Genomic DNA, 22,679 nt, shown 5'->3' with positions numbered 1-22,679 from the left:
CGGTTTTTCTTTACGGAGAAACTATGTCCTCTCTCTTTTCTGTCCCGGTTGACCGCCACGGCACTTACTGCACGCAATGGGATTTTGTGCAGGATCGCTTTGGTCAGGCGGATTTACTGCCTTTTACTATCTCAGATATGGATTTTGTCACCGCACCGGTGATCCTGAAAGCCATTTCAGAACGCACCGCGCACGGCGTGTTCGGCTACAGCCGCTGGCAGCACAACGATTTTCTCAGCGCTGTTGCACACTGGTTTTCATCCCGCTTTCAGGCGCAGATTGATACTCAGGCGCTGGTGTACGGGCCATCAGTGATTTACATGGTCAGCCAGATGATCCGCCTGTGGTCACAGCCCGGTGACGGTGTGGTGGTGCATACCCCGGCGTATGATGCATTTTATAAGACGATCACCGGTAATCAGCGCACTATTGTTCCCTGCCCGCTGCAAAAAACTCCTGAGGGCTGGTGGTGCGATATGGATGCACTGGGATCCCTGTTTGCAAAACCAGAGACGCGGATTCTGCTGCTGTGCAGCCCGCATAACCCGACCGGGAAAGTCTGGACCCGCGAAGAACTGACCACCATGGCAGAATTGTGTGAACGGCATAATGTGCGGGTGATCAGTGATGAAATTCATATGGATCTGTGCCGGGCGCCGCATCAGCACACGCCGTGGTCTGAAACCGGGCGCGGAGAGTGGGCATTATTCACCTCAGCATCCAAATCCTTCAATATCCCGGCACTGACCGGCGCTTACGGGCTGATTTCAGATACCGCCTCCCGCGAAGCCTATTTTCATCAGCTGAAAGCCTGTGACGGGCTCTCTTCTCCTGCCGTGCTGGCGGTTATCGCTCATATCGCCGCCTACCGGGAAGGTGCGCCGTGGCTGGATGAGCTGCGTGATTATCTCTTTGCTAATCTGGATTATATAAAGCAGCGGCTGGATGCTGAATTTCCGCAGCTGAACTGGCAGGTGCCGGAATCCACCTATCTGGCGTGGATAGATCTGAACCCGCTGAATGTTGATGATAATGCCCTGCAACATGCACTGATTACACAGGAAAAAGTGGCGATCATGCCGGGATATACCTACGGAGAGGAAGGACGCGGATTTTTGCGTCTCAATGCCGGATGCCCGCGTGATAAACTCGCCGCAGGCATGGATAAATTAATTAATGCGCTGAAATCACGCTGATTTTTTTGCACGACCCGGGCGCATTCGCTGCGCCCCGGTTATTCGTGTTTGCCGACCTTATTGCGCAAGGCGCGGCGTAAATAGGAAAACGGTAAGCTGGGACACGACTTATCTGCGGGCCTGCCGGTGTTCACCGCTTCCTGTTTTTCATCCTGAACCGGCTTTTCCGGCGGGATTTTTCCGGAGGTGGTGTTTTCCGCCATATTATTCCCCTTCTTTACTCAGAGCGTCGTTAACCGCTTCTATTTTCCGTACTGCATCATTAAGAATATCGGCAATCTGCCCGAGCTTGGTTTCATCCAGTTCACTGGTGACCAGTTTATGGCGCAGCAGTGCCCGTAAATTCCCCAGAGCCTGCTCGATTTCATCTGATAACAGAGAACCACGGCGGAAAGATTTGGTCTCCTGCAGGCGCTGTGCAATCTGTTCCAGAACATCGGTGTTCTCTTCCAGATGCATTTTACCTTCCGGTGTCAGGCTGTAGCTTTTACGGCCGTTACCGGTGTTTTCCGCGACAATCAGCTGCTGATCTTCGAGCAGGGTCAGTGTCGGGTAAATCACGCCCGGACTCGGTGTATAGAGGCCGGAAGTCAGCTGACCGATAGATTTGATTAACTCATAACCGTGACTCGGTTTCTGGTTAAGATTAGCCAGCATCATAATACGCAGGTCACCATGATCAAGCAGACGGCGAAGCCCTTTTCCGCGACCGCGGTGACGACCGTGGCCTTCGTGGTGCTCATGATGATCACCGTGGCAACCATGTTCGTGTTGTCCGTCATGTCCGTGATGATCACCATGGCAGCAATGGCTGCGGTGTTCGTCGTGACCGTGATGTTCGCCGTGGCAACGATGCCCGTCTTGTCCGTGGCGTTCCCCGTGACGGCCGCCATGACCCCCGCGGCGCTGACGCCCTTCCTGTGAATCACAGGCGCGGTGGCGTAACGCATGAAGAAACATAATAAATTCCTTTTGTGATAAATAGTGATAATCAGCAAAATCAGAATTTAGATATATCTGTTTTGCCTTCAGGAACTACTATAGTCTCCCGGAATAGAAAGATCAAATTAGATATATCTAAAATAGCACTTTTTGTCTTTTAACGGGAATGATTATCACTATCACAGTATAGCAGGAAGTGACCTGCACAATCAGCAAATGGTGCGAAACACCCTGACAGTGCAGGTATAAAGGAAGAAAATCAGAAGTCAGGATTAATCAGAACAATTTTTCCGGTTAAATCGCCGGACTCCATCAGCTGGTGGGCCTGTGCCGCATCCGCCAGGTTAAAGGTATAGTTGACCAGTGGCTTGACCTTTCCTGACCGCAGCAGCGGCCAGACTTTATGCGCAAGATCCCGGGCAATCACCGCCTTCTCTTCCGGCGTCCGCGCCCGCAGTGTCGAACCGGTATGCAGCAGGCGTTTTACCATCAGCGGCATCAGATTCAGGTTCTGCGGATTACCTCGCATCAGGCCAATCTGGATAATCCGCCCGCCTTTAGCCGCAACCTCATAGTTTTTGCTGACATAATCACCACCGATAAGGTCAACAACCATATTTACACCCTGACCGCCGGTCAGTTCCGGAATGACCTGTGCAAAATCCTCTTCACGGTAATTAATGACGTGATCGGCGCCCAGTTGCCGGGCAAGCTCTGCTTTTTCACTGCTGCCGACGGTGGTGTATACCGTGGCACCAAAAGCTTTCGCCAGCATGATCGCCACACTGCCGATACCGGAGGTGCCGCCGTGGATAAGCACACTCTCTTCACTCTGCAGTTTGCCGGTCTGAAAGACGTTCGCCCACACGGTGAAAAAGTTTTCCGGAATGGCTGCCGCTTCCGTGTAACTCAGGTTTTCCAGCGGCAGCGCGATACTGTCATGAACCAGGCAATATTCCGCATATCCCCCGCCCGCAACCAGCGCACACACCTTATCGCCGACCTGGCGGCGTTTGCAGTCTTCCCCGACAGCCACAACGTCACCCGCGATTTCCAGTCCCGGAATCGGGGAAGCATCCGGCGGCGGCGGGTAACTGCCCTGACGCTGGAAGACGTCAGGCCGGTTGACACCGGCTGCGGCGACTTTAACCAGCAGGTATTCTCCCTGTACCTTCGGCAACGGCATCTCAATCGCCTGTAATACTTCCGGGCCACCGTGCCGGGTAATATCAATTGCCATCATCGATTCAGGTAATGCATATGACATCATTACTTTTCCTTAACTTAAACAGTCCCGGTTTTGTAATACCTGTCGTTTTATGACGAATCAGGCAAATTACGGTTTCAGCATAATGCAGCATATCAAAGATAGCACTGCAGGTTTATGACGGTGTATTATGTCCGGCTGCTGCTTTTTTATATTTTTTATCTGTGCCGGACCGTGTTTCTTTTCGTTATTTATTTGTGATTTTTTTTAATGTATCACACCACTTTATAACGTGAAAAGAACGCGTTATTCATATTTAATCCATTTATTAACATACTGATGAGCAGGAAATTGACCTGCATTCCCTCCCTCTGTTATTTTAAACTGGATTATTGAGAGTTTAATCAAATAATTCACATTATGACATCACGAAAAAAGCATAATATGTCAATATTATGCCCCTGTTTTCAGCCCGGTATGACGATATTTAAACTCAGACCACTTACCACTTTTGGTAGTCTGTGATAAAATTGATTCAAATCAATATTATTTCAAGAGCAAGCCTATGATCCCGGAAAAACGTGTAGTACGTAGAATTCAATCAGGTGGCTGCGCGATCCACTGCCAGGATTGCAGCATCAGCCAGCTTTGCATCCCGTTCACGCTCAATGAGCATGAGCTGGATCAGCTCGATAATATCATCGAGCGCAAAAAGCCTATCCAGAAAGGCCAGGCACTGTTTAAAGCCGGAGATGAGCTGAAATCACTGTATGCAATCCGCTCCGGGACCATCAAGAGCTACACCATCACCGAAGAAGGTGATGAGCAGATCACCGGTTTCCATCTTGCCGGTGACCTCGTCGGCTTTGATGCCATTATCAATACCGAGCATCCGAGTTTCGCCCAGGCGCTGGAAACGTCCATGGTCTGTGAGATTCCGTATGAGACCCTGGATGACCTGTCCGGTAAAATGCCTAACCTGCGCCAGCAGATGATGCGCCTGATGAGCGGCGAAATCAAAGGTGATCAGGAAATGATCCTGCTGCTCTCCAAAAAGAATGCGGAAGAGCGTCTGGCTGCTTTTATTTATAACCTGTCCCGCCGTTTTGCGCAGCGCGGTTTCTCCCCTCGCGAATTCCGCCTGACCATGACCCGTGGCGACATCGGTAACTATCTGGGCCTGACGGTCGAAACCATCAGCCGTCTGCTGGGTCGTTTCCAGAAGAGCGGAATGCTGGCAGTAAAAGGCAAATATATCACCATCGAAGATATGGAACAGCTGGCGGCCCTGGCCGGTAAAGTACCTGCACTGCCACAGGATTAGTAATTCCTTCCCCGGCAACATTTTTGGCTGCCGTAAAACGCATCAGACCGGTTTATTTCGGTCTGGTGCGAATATTTCCTACATTCCTGCTCCCGTTTGGTTTATCTTTATAGATACGTATCCAGCCCCGCGAGGAGAGATGAATGTCTGAATATCAGAACCTCTTAGTTGCAATAGACCCCAATCAGGATGATCAGCCGGCATTACGGCGTGCGGTATATATCGTGCAACGCAATGGCGGACGCATCAAAGCTTTCTTACCTATCTATGATCTGTCATACGATATGACCACCCTGTTGTCCCCTGAAGAACGGGATGCTATGCGCAAAGGCGTAATTGCCCAGCGTTGCGCGTGGATCAAACAGCAGGCGCGTTATTATCTGGAAGCCGGCATCGATATCGAAGTGAAAGTGGTATGGCATAACCGGCCTTATGAGGCGATTATCAGGGAAGTTGTCAGTGGTGGTCATGACCTGCTGCTGAAAATGGCGCATCAGAATGATAAGTTTGAGTCTCTGATTTTCACCCCGCTGGACTGGCAGCTTCTGCGCAAATGTCCGTGTCCGGTCTGGATGGTTAAGGATAAAGTCTGGCCGGAACAGGGTTCTGTGGTGGTCGGTGTGAACCTGTCCAATGAAGAATCCTACCATGATGCGCTGAATCTCAAACTGGTGTCGCTGACACAGGATCTCGCAAAACGGATTGTGAAAGACCCGGCAATCCATCTGGTCAGTGCTTATCCGGTGGCGCCTATCAATATCGCTATCGAATTACCGGATTTTGACCCGAATACTTACAATAACGCGCTGCGCGGCCAGCATCTCATCGCCATGAAAGAACTGCGCCAGCAATTCTCCATCGGCGAAGAGTACACCCACGTTTATGAGGGATTACCGGAGAAAGTGATCCCGGAAGTGTGCGGTGAACTGAATGCCGGGGTGGTGGTGCTGGGTATTATCGGCCGGACCGGTATTTCTGCCGCGTTCCTCGGCAATACCGCAGAGCATGTTATCGACCATCTGAAGTGTGATTTGCTGGCGGTGAAACCGGACGGCTTTGTTTGTCCGATCGATACCAGTGATGATGATTAATCCTGTCTCCCGCAGAGGCCACGGCTTCTGCGGGAATTTTCTGCGCGTTCTGCGATAATCAGAACAATGGCGCACACATCCCGTCACCGAGCACTTTCTTCACGTTCTTCTTATTCGGTTTAAATTCACCGACTAATTTATTATCGGAATAAACCTTAAATTCCGCAGCTTTACTGAGCGCTTCAGTCAGATTGGTCCAGGCCGCAGCACCGGCACGGTGTTTGGTGCTGTCCGGTACAAAATATGCTTCGTCGTCAATCAGAAATTCAATCTGCCCTTCCACTTCATGATCACCGGCCGAAATATCAATACTGTGATCGATTGAATTTTCATAATCCTCCGGGTCCGCCCCGACGTTACAGGCAACGACAACGGTCACGCCGGTGTCATTACTGATCCCGTACTCGATAAACCCCTGGCCGAAACCGGATGTCCAGATATTCGGAATGGCTAATGCGGAGGCAGAAAAGAGAAAGAGTGAAACGGCCATCATTTTTTTCATTAATCTGAGCCCTCTGAGTGAAAAAAAGGCGGGTAACGCATTTACCCGCCTTGTGCATTTTATGCTTTTTTACCCGGATTACAGTGCGCGCAGAATAGCGTCACAGCTGGCTTTGGCATCGCCAAACAGCATCTGGGTGTTTTCTTTGAAGAACAGCGGGTTCTGAACCCCGGCATAACCGGTATTCATCGAACGTTTGAAGACAATCACGTTCTGCGCTTTCCACACTTCCAGAACCGGCATCCCGGCAATCGGGCTGTTCGGATCTTCCAGTGCCGCAGGGTTAACGGTGTCGTTCGCGCCGATCACCAGAACCACGTCGGTGTCTTTGAAATCATCATTGATTTCATCCATTTCCAGCACGATATCGTAAGGCACTTTTGCTTCAGCCAGCAGGACGTTCATGTGCCCCGGCAGACGACCGGCAACAGGATGGATACCAAAACGGACTTCGATGCCCTTATCACGCAGTTTCTGAGTGATATCGTGAACCGGATACTGAGCCTGGGCAACCGCCATACCGTAGCCCGGGGTGATGATAACGGAACTTGCCCCTTTGAGCATTTCCGCCACATCTTCCGCACTGATTTCACGGTGTTCGCCCTGCTCTTCATCACCGGATGATGCCGTACCGTCAGTACCGAAACCACCGGCAATCACACTGATAAAGGAGCGGTTCATCGCCTTACACATAATGTAAGACAGGATCGCACCGGAAGAACCGACCAGCGCACCGGTGACAATCAGCAGGTCGTTGCTGAGCATAAAGCCCGCCGCCGCCGCTGCCCATCCGGAATAGGAGTTCAGCATGGAAACCACTACCGGCATATCCGCACCGCCGATAGAGGCGACGAGATGCCAGCCGAAAGCCAGTGCAATCACGGTCATCAGGATCAGGGTGAAGACCTGTAAGCCGGTGCTGTCGGTTTTGACAAAGGTCCATAACAGCAGGAAGGACACCACCAGTGCCGCCAGGTTCAGCTTATGGCGGTTAGGCAGCATCAGCGGTTTGGAGGATAATTTTCCGCATAATTTGCCGTAAGCAACAATAGAACCGGTGAAGGTCACCGCACCGATAAAGATGCCGAGGAACACTTCTGTCAGGTGAATATTGTTCATCACCGCCGAGGTCAGCGCCTGGTTGTGATCCATATAGCTGTTGAAACCGACCAGGACTGCCGCCAGACCCACAAAGCTGTGCAGAACAGCAACCAGCTCCGGCATTTCGGTCATTTCGACTTTACGTGCCAGACGAATACCGATTACCGCACCAATCACCATGGCAACAATAATCCAGCCGATATTGGCAGAATACGGCCCGAAGATGGTGGCAACCAGCGCGATAGCCATACCGGTAATACCCAGCAGGTTACCCCGTTGTGAGGTTTCATGGCGGGATAACCCGGCCAGACTGAAAATAAATAAGATTGCGGCAACAATATATGCCGCTGTAACGACTCCGCCCGACATATTCATTACCCCTTACGAAACATTTTAAGCATACGCTGTGTGACGGTGAATCCGCCGAAAATATTGATACTGGCAATCAGTACCGCAATGAAGGAGAAGAATGTCACCCAGCCGCCGCTGCCGATTTGCAGCAGTGCGCCGACAACGATAATCCCCGAAATTGCGTTGGTCACCGCCATCAGCGGGGTATGCAGCGCATGACTGACATTCCAGACCACGTAATAGCCGACCACACAGGAGAGTGCGAACACGGTAAAGTGGGATAAAAACTCCGGCGGAGCCACGTTGGCCAGCCAGGAGAACAGGATAAATGCCAGTGCCATCAGGCCGTATTTCAGCCACGGTGACATCGGTTTTTCCGGTTTTTTCTCTGCTTTCACAGCGGCCGGTTTTGCCTGCGGTTGTGCGGATACCTGAATCGGCGGCGCAGGCCAGGTGATTTCACCGGCTTTCACTACCGTCAGACCGCGGATCACCACATCATCAAAATCAATGTTGATCTGCCCGTCTTTCTCTTTGCACATCAGCTTCATCAGGTTCACCAGGTTGGTGCCGTAAAGCTGGGATGACTGTGTGGCAAGGCGCGCCGCCAGGTCGGTATAACCGATGATTTTCACGCCGTTTTCCGTGGTGTGGATTTCCCCCGGAACGGTCAGTTCACAGTTACCGCCGTTCTGAGCCGCCAGGTCAACAATCACGCTGCCTGATTTCATCGACTCAACCATTTCTCTGGTGATGAGTTTCGGTGCCGGTTTACCCGGAATCAGTGCGGTGGTGACAATAATATCCACTTCTTTCGCCTGATCCGCGAACAGCGCCATCTCAGCTTTAATAAAAGCTTCCGACATGACTTTCGCGTAACCGTCACCGCTGCCCGCAGTTTCTTCGAAATCAAGTTCGAGGAATTCGGCACCCATACTTTTAACCTGATCTTTTACCTCAGGACGGGTATCAAAGGCACGGACAATGGCCCCGAGGCTGCCTGCCGCACCGATAGCGGCCAGACCGGCAACACCGGCACCGATAACCAGCACTTTGGCAGGCGGTACTTTACCGGCAGCAGTGATCTGCCCGGTGAAGAAACGGCCGAAGGCGTTGGCGGCTTCCACAATCGCACGGTAACCGGCGATATTGGCCATCGAACTCAGTGCATCCAGCGACTGGGCGCGTGAGATACGCGGTACAGAATCCATCGCGAAGACGTTAACACCCTGTGCTGACAGTTTTTCCAGCAGCTGCGGGTTCTGGGCAGGCCAGATAAAGCTGACCAGTGAGCTGCCCGCCTTCATCAGCGGAATTTCATCATCCTGAGGAGCATTCACTTTAAAAATAAGGTCAGACTGCCAGGCTTCCTGTGTGCTGACAATATCAGCACCGGCTTCGCGGTAAGCGTTGTCATCAAAACTGGCAAGATGACCGGCTCCTGTTTCAACAGCCACATCAAATCCGAGTTTTTTCAGTTGTATTACTGTTGCCGGCGTGGCGGCGACCCGGGTTTCACTGGACTGTCGCTCTTTTGGTACACCAATACGCATAATGTTCCCTTATATAAGCTCAAGTGTTTTACGGATGATTGGTCGGACATGTGCGTAAAAAAACAACCAACTGCACAAATTCAGATCAAAAGCACCCTTTTATCCGATATGTCCTAATAAGCTACTGAAAAATGTGATATCGATCCATCTAATTTGTTTGCTGAATGAAATTAAAACGGTATTTATCCGGGCTGAAATTTTTTTTGCCGATAAATGACTATGATTGCATAAATTTATGGTAAAAATAGCTGTATGATTAACAGTCGTTAGATTGCACGATAAATTAAAGCGACAACAAGCACAAATACATGTCATAATTGTGCGGCCAGGATATAAAATTTACAGGTTCAGCACGTTATGAATATTAATTGCGCAAGGCGGAAGGATTTTGTATGAAGCTGAAAACAACGGTCATCGCATCTGCGATGTTTTTTTCATTTACCAGTCTGCTCCCCGCTCAGGCGGCACAGGAATTAACACCGGAACAGGCCGCTCAGTACCAGCCTTTCGAGCGGATTGCAGTTACAGGGCGTTTTAATGCTATTTATGAAGCCGCAGCTGCCGTTTCGCGTAAAGCAGACAAAATGGGTGCCGATGCTTTCTATATCCAGAGCCTCGATGATCTGAACAACAACGGCAATATGCGTGTTGTTGCGGATGTTTACCACCGCGATGCACCACCGGCCGAGGAAAAAGGCTACCGCCAGTTCCGTGGCGTTAATGAATTACCTGAGAAAGATGCTATCGGCCTTCAGCCGTTTGATACCGTCACTGTCAGCGGCTTTTTTGCCAACAGCCCTGATCTGAACGATGCTATCGCCAAAGAAGCAGTGAAAAAAGATGCGGCCTCTTTCTTTATCGTCCGTAATATTTTCACCAACGATGGCGGTAACCAGCTGGTCACTGCATATGTCTATAAAGCGGATGCACCAAAACGTGTACTGCAGACAGAAGAAGCGCTGATCCCTGCGGATTCTGATGCCGGTCGTGCCGCACTGGCTGCCGGTGGCGAAGCTGCCAAACAGGTCGAAATCCCTGGTGTGGCCTCCTCTACTGACACCGCCGGTAACAATGTCGGTCGTTTCTTTGAAACCCAGTCCTCCCGCAGCGGCCGTTATACCGTGACTCTGCCGGACGGCACCCAGGTTCAGGAACTGAACAAGGCGTCAGCCGCTGTTATGGCACCGTTTGACAGCGTAACCTTTACCGGTTACTACACCACGTCACCGGAAGTCTCTTATCAGGTCGCCAAACGTGCGGCAGCCAAAGGGGCGAAATATTATCATATCACCCGTCAGTGGCAGTCCAGCGGCGGTAACGTGACTATCAGCGCTGATTTATTTAAATAATCACCGCCTGACAGTTCACCGGAAAAAGCGTATCTCTGATACGCTTTTTTTATGGCTTTTGTCCGGGGTATTAACACTTTCACTACATTCTTCTGCTGTCGTTCTGATAAACAGTAAATATGCATAATATAATGCAATTAATGCATGATTAAACATTGCATATCCCGCCGTGTATCCGTACAATCAGCGCCAATTTTTGCGTATTCAGTCAGATTGACTGCATGAATACCCTGCTTACCGCATCAGATTTACCGGGAAGGTCTTTTGGATAAGAAACTCAGTTTAACCGCGCTCACCGCATTAGTGCTCAGTTCTATGGTTGGTGCCGGTGTGTTTAGTCTTCCGCAGAATATGGCCGAAGTGGCCAGTCCGGCTGCACTTATTATCGGCTGGTCAATTACCGGTGTCGGTATCCTCTTTCTGGCTTTCGCCCTGCTGCTGCTTTCCCGGCTGCGTCCGGATCTCGACGGCGGCATCTTTACCTATGCCAAAGACGGTTTCGGGGAACTGATTGGTTTCTGCTCCGCCTGGGGATACTGGTTATGTGCAGTGATCGCCAACGTCTCCTATCTGGTGATTGTGTTTGCGGCGTTCAGCTTTTTTACGGATACCCCGGACAATATTGTTTTCGGCGACGGAAATACCTGGCAGGCGCTGATTGGTGAATCTGTTCTGCTGTGGTTTGTGCATTGCCTGGTGCTGCGCGGCGTACAGACTGCCGCCGGTATCAATAAACTGGCAACGTTCGCTAAACTGGTGCCGCTCGGCCTGTTTATCGTACTGGCTGTGATCGCTTTCCGCTGGGATACCTTCCATCTTGATTTCACCGGTGTGGATCTCGGAGTACCTGTGTGGCAGCAGGTGAAAGATACCATGCTGATCACCCTGTGGGTGTTTATCGGGATTGAAGGTGCTGTTGTGGTTTCTGCCCGTGCCCGCCGCCGCAAAGATGTCGGCCTGGCCACAATGATGGCAGTGATTTCCGCACTGACGATTTATATCCTGGTTACCCTGCTGTCAATGGGGGTTGTTGCCCGTCCGGAACTGGCAGAAATGCGCAACCCGTCAATGGCGACACTGATGGTGAACCTGATTGGCGGCAGCGGTGAGATTATTATCGCAGCGGGTCTGATTATTTCTGTCTGTGGTGCATATCTGAGCTGGACAATTATGGCTGCCGAAGTGCCGTTTATCGCCGCACTGCATGGCTCTTTCCCGTCACCGTTTAAAAAACAGAATGCGAATAATGCCCCATCCTCCTCTTTATGGATGACTAACGGTGCGGTACAGCTGGCACTGGTGCTGATCTGGCTCAGCGGCAGTAATTACAATACGCTGCTGACCATTGCTTCTGAAATGATTCTGGTGCCCTATTTCCTGGTCGGTGCATTCCTGGTAAAAACCGCCCTGAGAATGAAAAAACCGGCACTGCTCGGCGTGGGTATGATTGCGGCAATGTATGGCTTATGGCTGATTTATGCATCCGGCATTATTAATCTGATGCTGTCAGTTGTGCTCTATGCACCGGGTATTCTGGTATTTCTCTATGCCCTGAAAAACCGTGAGATAAAAACCACACTGCATTTTATCGAGTGGAGCATTATTGCAGCCCTGCTGATAGCGGCAGTTCCCGCACTCTGGTATCTGGTGCGCTGAAAATCTGAAAACAGGAGCCGGTCACTGACCGGCTTTTTTGTCTCCTCCCCCGCATCCCGCCAATTTTCTCTGCCGAACATAAACAAGCACTGTTGCTTCCTGCGGAGGATTGAGATGAAAACACATTGTATGTTGTAACTAAAATAGTAAAAAACAGAAAAAGGATAAAAGAAAACGGGCGATGATATGCCCGTTTGTTACTACAATCACCAACACTGGATAAATAAACAGCGTTCCGCAAAAACGGCACTTTACCCGCTGATTTGTTCCATTGCCTGAATAATCCGTTTATCAGAAACCGGATACGGCGTTCCCAGTTGCTGGGCGAACAGACTGATACGCAACTCTTCTATCATCCAGCGCACAGCCTCCGCTTCCGGTCTGCGTTTCTCCACCGGTGATAACTTACCCTGCCACTGCTTCCACAGGTTCTGAACATGCTCAATTTTACTCATATTCGCCCTGTCGCGGTTAACGTCAGATACCAGTTTTTCGATGCGCCGCTCTATCCCCTGTAAATAGCGCAGGATATCCGGCAGACGCTGCCAGCCGTGAGCCGTTACAAAGCCCGGGAAGACCAGTCCGCTCATTTGTGCTTTGATGTCAGAGAGCGCAAACGCCATCTGCATATCAATCCGCCCTTTCAGGCGTTTACTGATGGCAAATGTGGTGGTCAGGATCTGCTCCACCAGCTTCGCGATACCGACAACGGTTTCGTTCAGCTCAGCCCGGACAAACCCCTGTAACTGCGCGAATTTATCTTCCTGCCAGACCACGCCGCCGTATTGTGCGATCAGCTTGTCAACGCCACAGGCGATACAGTCATCAATCAGATCCAGCACTTTACCGTACGGGTTAAAATACAGCCCCAGTTTGGCTTTGTTCGGTAATTTTTCATGCAGATATTTGATCGGCGACGGAATATTCAGCAGCAGTAAGCGCCGCGTTCCCGCCTGCATCGCCAGCTGCTGCTCAAATTCCGTTTCAAAGACCTTAATCCCGACACTCTGCTTTTCATCCACCAGCGCCGGGTAAGCTTTCACCGCATAACCACCGCGTTTTTGCTCATAACAGCCGGGAATATCGCCGAAACGCCAGATATGCGCACCGCTTTGTTCGATACCGTCATCGACCACATCAGACAATGTCTGCTGCACCTGCTCTTTCAGGCTCAGTTTTAAAGCTTCCAGATCGTAACCTTCCGCCAGTTTTTTCTGTTTATCCCCCGTGATACGGAAGGTGATTTTCAGATGTGACGGAATTTGATCCAACTGCCAGGATTCGCGATCAACCGTGACACCGGTCATACGGCGCAGTTCCCGCTCCAGCGCATCCAGCAGTGCGCCCTGCGGCTCAGGTACCCGCTCCATAAATGCGCCCGCATAGTTTGGTGCAGGCACAAAATTGCGGCGTACCGGTTTCGGCAGCGATTTAATCAGCGCAATAACCAGCTCTTCACGCAGCCCGGGGATTTGCCAGTCAAACCCTTCCGGACTGACCTGATTCAGTACCGGCAGCGGAATATGTACGGTCACACCGTCCGCTTCGGTTCCGGGTTCAAACTGATAGCTCAGGCGGAATTTCAGATCCCCCTGATACCAGTAGTTCGGATAATCCTGTGCAGTTACCTGATTAGCATCAGAGCGGATCAGCATGTTTTTCTCATAATTGAGAAAATCCGGTTTCTGTAGCCGTTCCCGTTTCCACCAGTTATCAAAGTGGCGTGACGAGATAATATCCGGCGGCAGACGGGTATCGTAGAAACTGAACAGAGTTTCATCATCCACAAGGATATCGCGGCGCCGGGATTTGTGTTCCAGCTCTTCCACTTCATTACGCAGTTTCTGGTTTTCCCGGAAGAACGCATGACGGGTCAGCCAGTCACCTTCCACCAGCGCATGACGGATAAAGAGTTCACGACACAGCGCCGGATCGATATTACCGTAGTTCACCGGACGTCCCGCCACGACCGGCAGGCCATAGAGAGTCACTTTTTCCATTGCCATCACCGCACCCTGAGATTTCTCCCAGTGCGGCTCGCTGTAGTGATATTTCACCAGATGCGGTGCCAGCGGCTCTATCCATTCCGGTTCAATTTTAGCGGCAATCCGCCCCCATAACCGGCTGGTTTCCACCAGCTCCGCCACCATTACCCATTTCGGCGGCTTCTTAAATAAGCCGGAACCCGGGAAGACGGAGAAACGCGCATTACGCGCCCCGGTGAACTCCTGTTTTTCCGTGTCTTTCTGCCCGACATGGGACAGCAGACCGCTCAGGAGCGACAGATGGACACTTTTATAATCCGCCGGTTCGCTGTTCACCGGAATTCCCTGCTCTTTCACCACCTGGCGCAGCTGGGTATACACATCCTGCCATTCGCGGATCCGCAGATAGTTAAGAAACTCCTGACGACACTGTTTGCGCAACTGCGAGTTGGATAACACTTTCTGCTGTTCTTTCAGGTAGTTCCACAGATTCACAAAGGCAATAAAGTCAGATTCTTTATCCGCAAAGCGGCGGTGTTTTTCATCGGACGCCTGCTGTTTCTCCAGCGGACGCTCACGGGGATCCTGGATGGAGAGTGCGGCGGCGATCACCATGGTTTCCCGCACCGCGCCGTGGTTACGGGCTTCCAGCACCATCCGCGCCAGGCGCGGGTCAATCGGCAGTTTCGCCAGCTGACGGCCGGTTTGTGTCAGATGATAATGCCCTTCGGCGGAGGTTTTACCGTCGATAGCACCCAGTTCTTCCAGCAGTTTGACGCCATCCTGGATATTGCGTTTATCCGGCGCTTCCACAAACGGGAAGGCGGCGATATCCCCCAGCCCGATCGCGGTCATCTGCAGAATAACGGAGGCCAGGTTGGTACGCAGAATTTCCGGGTCGGTAAATTCCGGCCGTGACAGGAAATCATCCTCCGAATAGAGTCGGATGCAGATCCCGTCAGAAACACGGCCGCAACGCCCTTTGCGCTGGTTTGCCGAGGCCTGCGAAATTGGTTCTATCGGCAGACGCTGAACTTTTGTCCGGTAACTGTAGCGGCTGACACGGGCAAACCCGGTATCAATCACATATTTGATGCCGGGAACGGTCAGCGAAGTTTCCGCCACGTTGGTGGCCAGTACGATACGGCGCCCGGTGTGCGGCTGAAAAATCCGGTTCTGTTCACTGTTGGAAAGACGGGCAAACAGCGGCAGCACTTCGGTATGGCGTAAATCTGCTTTATTCAGGGCATCGGCGGTTTCACGGATCTCCCGCTCCCCGCTCATAAAGATAAGGATATCCCCCGCACTTTCCCGTCCCAGTTCATGCACGGCATCCAGAATGCCCTGAGTCAGGTCACGATCCGAATCATTCTCTTCCCCCATCACCGGACGATAACGGACTTCCACCGGATAAGTACGCCCGGAGACTTCAATAATCGGTGCATTACCGAAATGACGGGAAAACCGCTCCGGATCAATGGTCGCGGAGGTGATGATCACTTTCAGATCCGGACGTTTCGGCAGAAGCTGACGCAGATAGCCGAGGATAAAATCAATATTCAGGCTGCGTTCGTGGGCTTCATCGATGATGATGGTGTCATACTGCAGCAGCAGCTTGTCCTGCTGTAATTCTGCCAGCAGGATCCCGTCCGTCATCAGCTTAACCAGCGAATTATCACTGACCTGATCACTGAAGCGGACTTTATAACCGACGGCGCCGCCAAGCGGGACTTTCAGTTCCTCCGCAATACGGGAAGCTACGGTCCGTGCAGCCAGACGACGCGGCTGGGTATGACCGATAAACCCGGTGATACCGCGTCCCAGTTCCAGACAGATTTTCGGGATCTGCGTGGTTTTACCGGATCCGGTTTCACCCGCGATGATCACCACCTGATTATCACGGATCGCGTTATAAATCGCTTCGCGCTTCTGCGAGACCGGCAGATTATCCGGATAGGTAATCTCCGGCCGGTTGGCAATGCGCAGCTCTGTGCGGGTAATACCGCGCAGCATCTCATCCTGTAACCCTGCCAGCACCTTCTGCTGAGATTCGGGGTTGCGGATCTTCGCCACCCCCGCCAGCCGTTTGCGGAACTGATGCTGCTCCCGCAGCGATAGATGGGGGATTAACTGTTTTAATTCATTAAGAAGGGAATTCACCTTGCTGTCCTTCTGATAGGTAATATCGTGCCGTCTGTACGGTTTGGCTTTTTGTGCGGCGGGTCTCCCCTCTGTCATTGTTATCCCGTTTTCGGAGTAACGCACACCGCGTGTCTTTATTAAACTTGCCGTATCCGGCCATTGTCAGATTTTTTGATGTTATGCGCCGAATTTATCTGCTGTTCTTTATACAGCGGCTTTCATACACTGATTACGTAATAAATAAGCTGAATCACAATAACAAGGTTTACTATGCAAAAAGTTCTCGTTCTGAAATCCAGTATTCTTGCGGACTACTCACACACCAACAAAATGGCGGATTATTTTATCGGACAATGGCGGAAAAATCATGCAGATGATGCGATCACTGTCCGCGACCTGAGTGCTGACCCGGTACCGGTTCTGGATAACGAAATTGTTTCCGGTATGCATGGTTCCGCAGGCGGCACCTTAACACAGCGTCAGGAGTCCGCAAATGCATTACAGACTGAACTGATTGATGAGCTTTTTGCACACGACGTTATCGTATTCACCGCACCAATGTATAACTTCACCATACCGACACAGCTGAAAACCTATCTGGATTTCATTGCAGCTGCCGGCAAGACCTTCCGCTATACCGAAAAAGGTGCCGAAGGGCTGGTGACGGGCAAACGTGCGATTGTTCTGACTGCACGCGGCGGTTTCCACCGCGATCAGACGTCTGACCTGATTGTGCCGTTTATGACACAGTTCCTGGGTTTTATCGGGATCAGCGATATTGAGTTTATTTATGCCGAAGGTGTCTCGATGGGTGAGGATTTTGCTGAAAAAGCACAGCAGAATGCCCGTCAGTGCGTTGAAGCGCTTTCCGCATAACCGGATAACAACACAAAAACAAGCAGTATCATCATTAATCATCCTTGTTCCGCGCCGGGTCATCCGGCGCTTTTTTTTGCATCCGTTAATCCGTTACTCTTTCTTCAGCCATTTACCGTTGATACCGAGCACATATTCGCCCTGCGGCGCGCGGGTCACCAGTTTCTGTCCGGCGATTTTAGCCACTTCATCCGCTTTCATCCGGTTGGTTTGTGCCAGTTCGCTGTATTTTTGCGTCCGGGCTGTATTAATCTCTTTCACCAGACCGCTGACATCCTGCCGTGACGATGCTTTATCCACGGCCGCGATATAACCGCTGAAGGTTTCGCCCACCAGTCCCTGCTGTTTGGCCTCATCCAGGGTCAGTGCAAACGCAGAGCTGCTGATCAGTAATGTCAGCGCGGCCAGCCCGCTGTTAATGAATTTACGCATTATTCACCTCAAAATATCGCTGAGTTATTTTTCAGCAAATCTTCAACCTGGCGGTCAATTTTGACATTAATTTCATGTTCAATTTTGACATTCATATTGATATCAATGGGTTTATCCGGTGTGGCCACTTCCACCCGCAGACAACCGTTAAGCGCGATAATCATCAGCGGTAATACCGCACCTGCTATCCATTTTTTCATTCTGACTCCGTCGGATGTTACTCCTGATTCTGTGAAATACTCTTTTCCAGCCAGGCTTCCAGATTGCTGCCGAAACGCAGACTGCGCCATAACTGAAACACATTTTCCTCATGCCGGTAATTCAGATTTACCGCCCGCCGTGCATCCAGTACCGGATTATAGCCGGAAACCACTGATGACATCGTCAGGACACCCAGGTTGGTCAGATTAACATCCGTCCGCACCCGTTTCATCACCAGATAATCCAGCCAGTTAATCGCCGTACCCGCTGAAATATTGTTTTCACTGACCGATTCAACAAACTGATTATCCAGATTGAGGGTCAGCGGTTCGTCGTTTTCCACCCAACCGTTATGCACAATCCACTGCGGATTATCAATATAAAACGGTAATTCCCCGCTGATACTGCCTTCAAGGGCAAACTGTGTCACTTTCAGCGTATTGATCAGCGGACCGGTATTCAGTTTATCCAGTTTTATCACCGCTGCGGTTTTCTGCGGAATGGTCAGTGACGGCATGGTGACCTGTCCGCCCAGAATATCCAGACTGACGCCGGACAGTTCCAGCGGATACGTCTCATCGTACGGGTAATAGCCCTGCAAATCGGCTTTAATATCCGTCACTTCAAACAGATTCTCAACGCGCGCAATCCGCAGCATCACAGGCGTTTTACTGCCGAGCTGCCAGCGGCTGTCCGCGAGCCGCCACGGCAGCACAAAATCCACACCGCTCACTTCGCCGTCTTTCAGCCACATGCCCGCCTGTTTGACCACCCAGTGACCACCGGCGACAAATCCCTGACCCGGTGCAGCGGAATACGCCGCCTGGGCATAGAAAACGCCGTTACGCAGTGTGATCCCCAGGTCGGCCGGGATCAGCGTCTGAAATGCCCGCATATCCTGCTCCGGCCAGCGGGCCTCACCACGCAGACGGACACCGTCCCAGCGGCTCCAGTAATGTATCGGCCCGATATTTTTTCCGGCTGACAGTGTGCCTTTAACAGAAAAATCGCGGGGGTCACGGCCATCCAGCGTCATATCAAAGGTCGCGGACGGCAGATAGCTGTTATCCAGCCGGATTTTCCGGGTGGTCAGCTGCACTTTCCCGGACAGTTTCTCCTGCCCGTCAACCCGCGTCCAGATCAGCGGGGATAACAGTGTCAGCGCCGGGGCATCCATCGACATCATACCGTAGCGGATACCGTTGAATCCGGTGTTCAGTTTACGGATACGGATTTCCTCATCCAGCCAGGAACCGGCACCGGAGAATGTCCAGTCCGCATTCAGCGGTTTCATCCGGCCTTTTCCCCAGATTTGCCAGTACCAGCGGCCATTATCCGGCAGGAATTCCCGCGCCTGGCCTTTCATCTGAAAACGGTAACGCCCCAGCTCCGGATTATTCACCGTCACAATAGCATCCAGCGGCCCGGAAATTCCCTGCTGTGACAACGAGGTTCCCGCCAGCGGCAGACGCAGTTCTTCCACCAGAAAATCCGGACTGAGCTGCCCGCGTGCCCGCACCAGTGCCCCGGAGCGTAACCGGATCACCGGATCGGAAAATGTGCCGGTCAGTACCGCCGGTACCCGTCCTGCTGCCCACATATCATTGTGATTAACCTGCCCGGCCAGCTCAAAAGGAATATCAAACTCAGTCAGCGGAAGCGGTGTTTCCGGTAACTGCAATACCACCGTGCCTTTACCGCGCACACCCTGCGTGGTCACGGAGAGCCGCGCCCCCAAAAGCATATCCGCCGGTGAGGAGAGCCAGTTTTTCAGTTCTGCGCTGATAGTTCCCCGCAGGGGCTGTTCCCACTCATCCCAGCGCCATTCCCCGTTTTTAATCAGAATACTTTCCGCCGTGGCTTCCCAGGGAATATTCAGCAGCACGGTCTGCGGATCAGTTTCACTCAGCGTCAGAACACCCTGCCGCCCCTGCCAGTCAAAGGCAGCCATCAGCGGCTGTGGCCGGTATGTGGTTGTGATTTCAGCCTGTAATCTGCCTTTATCCGGCAGCTCCGCTGTATTCAGCGGCAGTGTCAGTGCGCCGCTGAGCGCAAATTTTTCATCACCAACAGTGGCATCCAGTTGTGACAGAGTCAGGTTCAGCGCCGGATCAACCGCCAGCTCCGCCTGAATGTTCTCACCCTGATAACTCAATTGCTGTCCCCGGCCGGGTGCGGTTGTCAGGCTCAGTTTTCCCCGGTACATCTGCCAGGGCGCGGGGATAACGTTATCAGCGGTCAGCGTCACCGGCGGCAACTGCGATAACAGCGCACCGATATCAACCGGTGTAGTGTCTGTTTCTTCAGGGCCGGAAGGTAATTTCTGAAAGCAACCCGCATCACCGGTCAGTGAACCGGCATCAATAATCCAGCGGCCGCCGCGCTGATAGTGAAGTGACAGCTTTTCCCCGCCCGCCAGCTGACATTCATTACTGCGGAGAGCCGCTTCTTCTATATAGAGGCCACCCGCACGAATTTTTGGCTGAGAAAGTGACAGTGTAACGCCATCCGGCAGAGAGGATTTCACCACGGCAGGCAGCCAGCGCGGAATTGTCAGCCAGGCCGCCGGGAGGATAATCATCAGCAGAGCAAGCAGTACCACCAGCACTTTCAGTAATTTTTTCATAGACCTCAGAGGTGCAGTTCCCCGGTTACAGATACATCAACTAAGCGTTATACTGTAGTCAGCAGATTTCAATCATTTCTGAACACAGGACAGCCCTATTTTGTCAGGGCTATCCGGTTTAGTGTAGCGATTTATTTTTTAGCGGAGGAACCCCGATGAAAATCGTCAGTTACAGTACCAAACATTACGACAGCAAACATATGGATTTGATTAATCAGGATCCGCGCTTTCAGTATGATATCGAATATTTTGATTTCCCGCTGACACAACAAACCGCAAAAAACGCCGTAGGTGCCGATGCTGTCTGTATTTTTGTTAATGATGATGCGAACCGGGAAGTATTGCAGGAACTGGCAGATCTCAATATCAGAATCCTCGCACTGCGTTGCGCAGGTTTTAACAATGTGGATTTAGCCGCTGCTGAAGAGCTGGGTATACAGGTTGTCCGTGTTCCGGCCTATTCCCCGGAAGCTGTGGCTGAGCATGCCGTCGGCATGATGCTGAGCCTGAACCGCCGTATTCACCGTGCTTACCAGCGCACCCGCGATGCTAACTTTTCTCTCGAGGGTCTGACCGGCTTTAATATGCATAACCGCACAGCCGGGATTGTCGGAACAGGCAAAATCGGCCTGGCCGTACTGCGGATATTAAAGGGATTCGGGATGCGCCTGCTGGTGTCTGATCCTTATCCTAACCAGACAGCACTGGATCTGGGTGCAGAATATGTCGATCTGAACACGCTGTTTGCGCAATCTGATGTGATTTCACTTCACTGCCCGCTGACGCCGGAAAATCATCATCTGCTGAATGAAACCGCATTTGCCAAAATGAAAGACGGCGTGATGATTATCAATACCAGCCGCGGTGCATTAATTGATTCCGCTGCCGCCATTAATGCCCTCAAACAGCAGAAAATTGGCGCGCTGGGTATGGATGTGTATGAAAATGAACGTGATTTATTCTTTGAAGATAAATCGAATGATGTGATTCAGGATGATGTGTTCCGCCGTCTCTCTTCCTGCCATAACGTCCTGTTTACCGGCCATCAGGCGTTTCTGACAGAAGAAGCTCTGTTGAGTATCAGCGAAACCACGCTGGAAAACATCACTAAGCTCTATAATGGCGAAACATCTTGTAACATTGTGTTACAGAATTGGTAGCTATTACACGGAACATTACAATTTAATCCCGGGGATTTTATTTTGTTTCCCGGGATTCTGGTCATAAAAAAACCAATAAACATAAACTTAGGTGATGTCATTCAGTTTATTCTTAATTTTGCCCATCCCGATTTTTGATGCTAATATTCGCTCCGTTTTTTGATGAGTTTTCCTCAATAATCACAGCAACTGACATTCCCGTTTATATTGATCAAATTTAAACAGGAATGTATTTCGGATAAAAAAAGCCCCGTAACGGGGCGGACAGGATATAGATACTGAGTAAAGTGTTTTTGTTTTAATGTCCGCATTATAAACTACACTTAATAAACAAATCCTAAATAAAAAGAACAGAAATAACAGCCCTTGTTTTTGTTGCGACAGGCTATTTGTTATGGGTCTGTTTAATAATACTGATGTAACATTCAAACTATAAAGTAAGACGTAGCGATCATATATTATCATTAACCGTTAACTATCATTTGTGATGTTATTAACTGATACTTTTCTCATAATATTAAAACGGGACACTTTCAGTTAATATCGAATACAGAGAGTAAAAATATGTCTATGTTAAACCGTTTAGTTTTAGTTGCAGGTATTGCATTATCTTTTGTTACACACAGCGCATCATTGCAGGGTCAGCAAGGCGGCGTCATCAATTTCTACGGGTCACTGACAGAAGCCCCCTGCACCTATCAGGTATCCGGCAATAACGTCAATGCCGAATGTTACCGTTCCGGTGAAACCGCCAAATATAACAGCAGTATTCAGGCGGATAATAAACCTAACGGTACATTAATACCGGATAACATTGGTGAAGTAAATATCACTCCGGTTTTATCTGATTCAGAAAAACATATTGTCACCATAAGCTATCGCTGATTCGGCAAAGATATACTACACAGCAAATATAGAAGTCAAATAACGGATTTATTAAAAATAACATTCATCCCGTATTATAAAAAATAATAAGCAATATATC

At 50.8% G+C, this 22,679-nt stretch carries 18 protein-coding genes; 8 read left to right on the top strand and 10 right to left on the bottom strand.

Translation table 11 applies throughout. The annotated features are described in order from the left end of the window. The first annotated feature begins 23 nt into the window (after positions 1-23). Positions 24-1,196 carry a MalY/PatB family protein gene (locus tag GN208_RS05955; protein ID WP_004237548.1) on the top strand — a complete coding sequence of 391 codons (1,173 nt, stop codon included), beginning with the start codon at positions 24-26 and terminating at the stop codon, positions 1,194-1,196. Positions 1,197-1,234: 38 nt separating this feature from the next. On the opposite strand, the gene GN208_RS05950 is transcribed toward GN208_RS05955, so the two are convergent. The 3 genes from GN208_RS05950 to GN208_RS05940 all read right to left on the bottom strand — a co-directional run bounded on the left by GN208_RS05950 (position 1,235) and on the right by GN208_RS05940 (position 3,408). Then, positions 1,235-1,399 carry a hypothetical protein gene (locus GN208_RS05950; protein ID WP_004237547.1) on the bottom strand — a complete coding sequence of 55 codons (165 nt, stop codon included), beginning with the start codon at positions 1,397-1,399 and terminating at the stop codon, positions 1,235-1,237. 1 nt (position 1,400) lies between these two features. Continuing rightward, positions 1,401-2,156: a PadR family transcriptional regulator gene (locus GN208_RS05945; RefSeq protein WP_004237546.1), complete on the bottom strand. Its 756-nt coding sequence runs from the start codon at positions 2,154-2,156 to the stop codon at positions 1,401-1,403. 241 nt (positions 2,157-2,397) lie between these two features. Next, positions 2,398-3,408, bottom strand: a complete 1,011-nt coding sequence (locus GN208_RS05940; RefSeq protein WP_004237545.1) for an NAD(P)H-quinone oxidoreductase — start codon at positions 3,406-3,408, stop codon at positions 2,398-2,400. Between the two features lie 502 nt (positions 3,409-3,910). Here GN208_RS05940 and GN208_RS05935 point away from each other — a divergent pair. Further along, positions 3,911-4,669, top strand: a complete 759-nt coding sequence (locus tag GN208_RS05935; RefSeq protein WP_004237544.1) for an FNR family transcription factor — start codon at positions 3,911-3,913, stop codon at positions 4,667-4,669. Positions 4,670-4,812: 143 nt separating this feature from the next. Beyond that, positions 4,813-5,760, top strand: a complete 948-nt coding sequence (gene uspE, locus GN208_RS05930; RefSeq protein WP_004237543.1) for a universal stress protein UspE — start codon at positions 4,813-4,815, stop codon at positions 5,758-5,760. Between the two features lie 58 nt (positions 5,761-5,818). On the opposite strand, the gene GN208_RS05925 is transcribed toward uspE, so the two are convergent. The 3 genes from GN208_RS05925 to pntA all read right to left on the bottom strand — a co-directional run bounded on the left by GN208_RS05925 (position 5,819) and on the right by pntA (position 9,267). Further along, positions 5,819-6,262, bottom strand: coding sequence for a hypothetical protein (locus tag GN208_RS05925; protein WP_004237542.1), 444 nt, complete (start codon positions 6,260-6,262; stop codon positions 5,819-5,821). Positions 6,263-6,340: 78 nt separating this feature from the next. Next, positions 6,341-7,732, bottom strand: coding sequence for a Re/Si-specific NAD(P)(+) transhydrogenase subunit beta (pntB, locus tag GN208_RS05920; RefSeq protein ID WP_004239384.1), 1,392 nt, complete (start codon positions 7,730-7,732; stop codon positions 6,341-6,343). A 5-nt stretch (positions 7,733-7,737) separates the two neighbouring features. Further along, a complete protein-coding gene (pntA, locus tag GN208_RS05915) occupies positions 7,738-9,267 on the bottom strand; it encodes a Re/Si-specific NAD(P)(+) transhydrogenase subunit alpha (protein ID WP_004237540.1) in 1,530 nt (509 codons plus the stop codon). Positions 9,268-9,659: 392 nt separating this feature from the next. Between pntA and ydgH the strand changes: the two genes are divergently transcribed. Continuing rightward, positions 9,660-10,616, top strand: coding sequence for a DUF1471 family protein YdgH (gene ydgH / locus GN208_RS05910; protein ID WP_004237539.1), 957 nt, complete (start codon positions 9,660-9,662; stop codon positions 10,614-10,616). Between the two features lie 264 nt (positions 10,617-10,880). Beyond that, a complete protein-coding gene (locus tag GN208_RS05905; RefSeq protein ID WP_004237538.1) occupies positions 10,881-12,272 on the top strand; it encodes an amino acid permease in 1,392 nt (463 codons plus the stop codon). 251 nt (positions 12,273-12,523) lie between these two features. Here GN208_RS05905 and hrpA read toward each other — a convergent pair whose 3' ends face one another. After that, entirely contained in the window at positions 12,524-16,417 is a 3,894-nt protein-coding gene (gene hrpA, locus GN208_RS05900; protein WP_048884227.1) for an ATP-dependent RNA helicase HrpA, read from the bottom strand. A 252-nt stretch (positions 16,418-16,669) separates the two neighbouring features. Between hrpA and GN208_RS05895 the strand changes: the two genes are divergently transcribed. After that, complete coding sequence (locus tag GN208_RS05895) at positions 16,670-17,275, top strand: FMN-dependent NADH-azoreductase (protein ID WP_004237536.1); 606 nt, start codon at positions 16,670-16,672, stop codon at positions 17,273-17,275. 93 nt (positions 17,276-17,368) lie between these two features. Here GN208_RS05895 and GN208_RS05890 read toward each other — a convergent pair whose 3' ends face one another. Genes GN208_RS05890 through GN208_RS05880 form a run of 3 tightly spaced genes read right to left on the bottom strand, consistent with a single transcriptional unit; the run spans position 17,369 to position 20,534 of the window. After that, a complete protein-coding gene (locus tag GN208_RS05890) occupies positions 17,369-17,707 on the bottom strand; it encodes a YdbL family protein (RefSeq protein WP_004237535.1) in 339 nt (112 codons plus the stop codon). Positions 17,708-17,715: 8 nt separating this feature from the next. Beyond that, positions 17,716-17,907: a YnbE family lipoprotein gene (locus GN208_RS05885; RefSeq protein ID WP_004237534.1), complete on the bottom strand. Its 192-nt coding sequence runs from the start codon at positions 17,905-17,907 to the stop codon at positions 17,716-17,718. Positions 17,908-17,924: 17 nt separating this feature from the next. Then, positions 17,925-20,534: a YdbH family protein gene (locus GN208_RS05880; protein ID WP_004237533.1), complete on the bottom strand. Its 2,610-nt coding sequence runs from the start codon at positions 20,532-20,534 to the stop codon at positions 17,925-17,927. A gap of 155 nt (positions 20,535-20,689) precedes the next feature. On the opposite strand from GN208_RS05880, the gene GN208_RS05875 reads away from it, so the two are divergent. Continuing rightward, positions 20,690-21,694, top strand: a complete 1,005-nt coding sequence (locus GN208_RS05875) for a 2-hydroxyacid dehydrogenase (protein WP_004237532.1) — start codon at positions 20,690-20,692, stop codon at positions 21,692-21,694. A 564-nt stretch (positions 21,695-22,258) separates the two neighbouring features. Further along, positions 22,259-22,579, top strand: coding sequence for a hypothetical protein (locus tag GN208_RS05870; protein WP_015422702.1), 321 nt, complete (start codon positions 22,259-22,261; stop codon positions 22,577-22,579). The last annotated feature ends 100 nt before the right edge of the window (positions 22,580-22,679 follow it).

Source organism: Morganella sp. HSTU-ASny43 (assembly GCF_022819185.1).
GTDB lineage: Bacteria > Pseudomonadota > Gammaproteobacteria > Enterobacterales > Enterobacteriaceae > Morganella > Morganella morganii.
The sequence above is the reverse complement of the archived record's forward strand: the minus strand, read 5'-3'. Positions and strand labels throughout refer to the sequence as shown.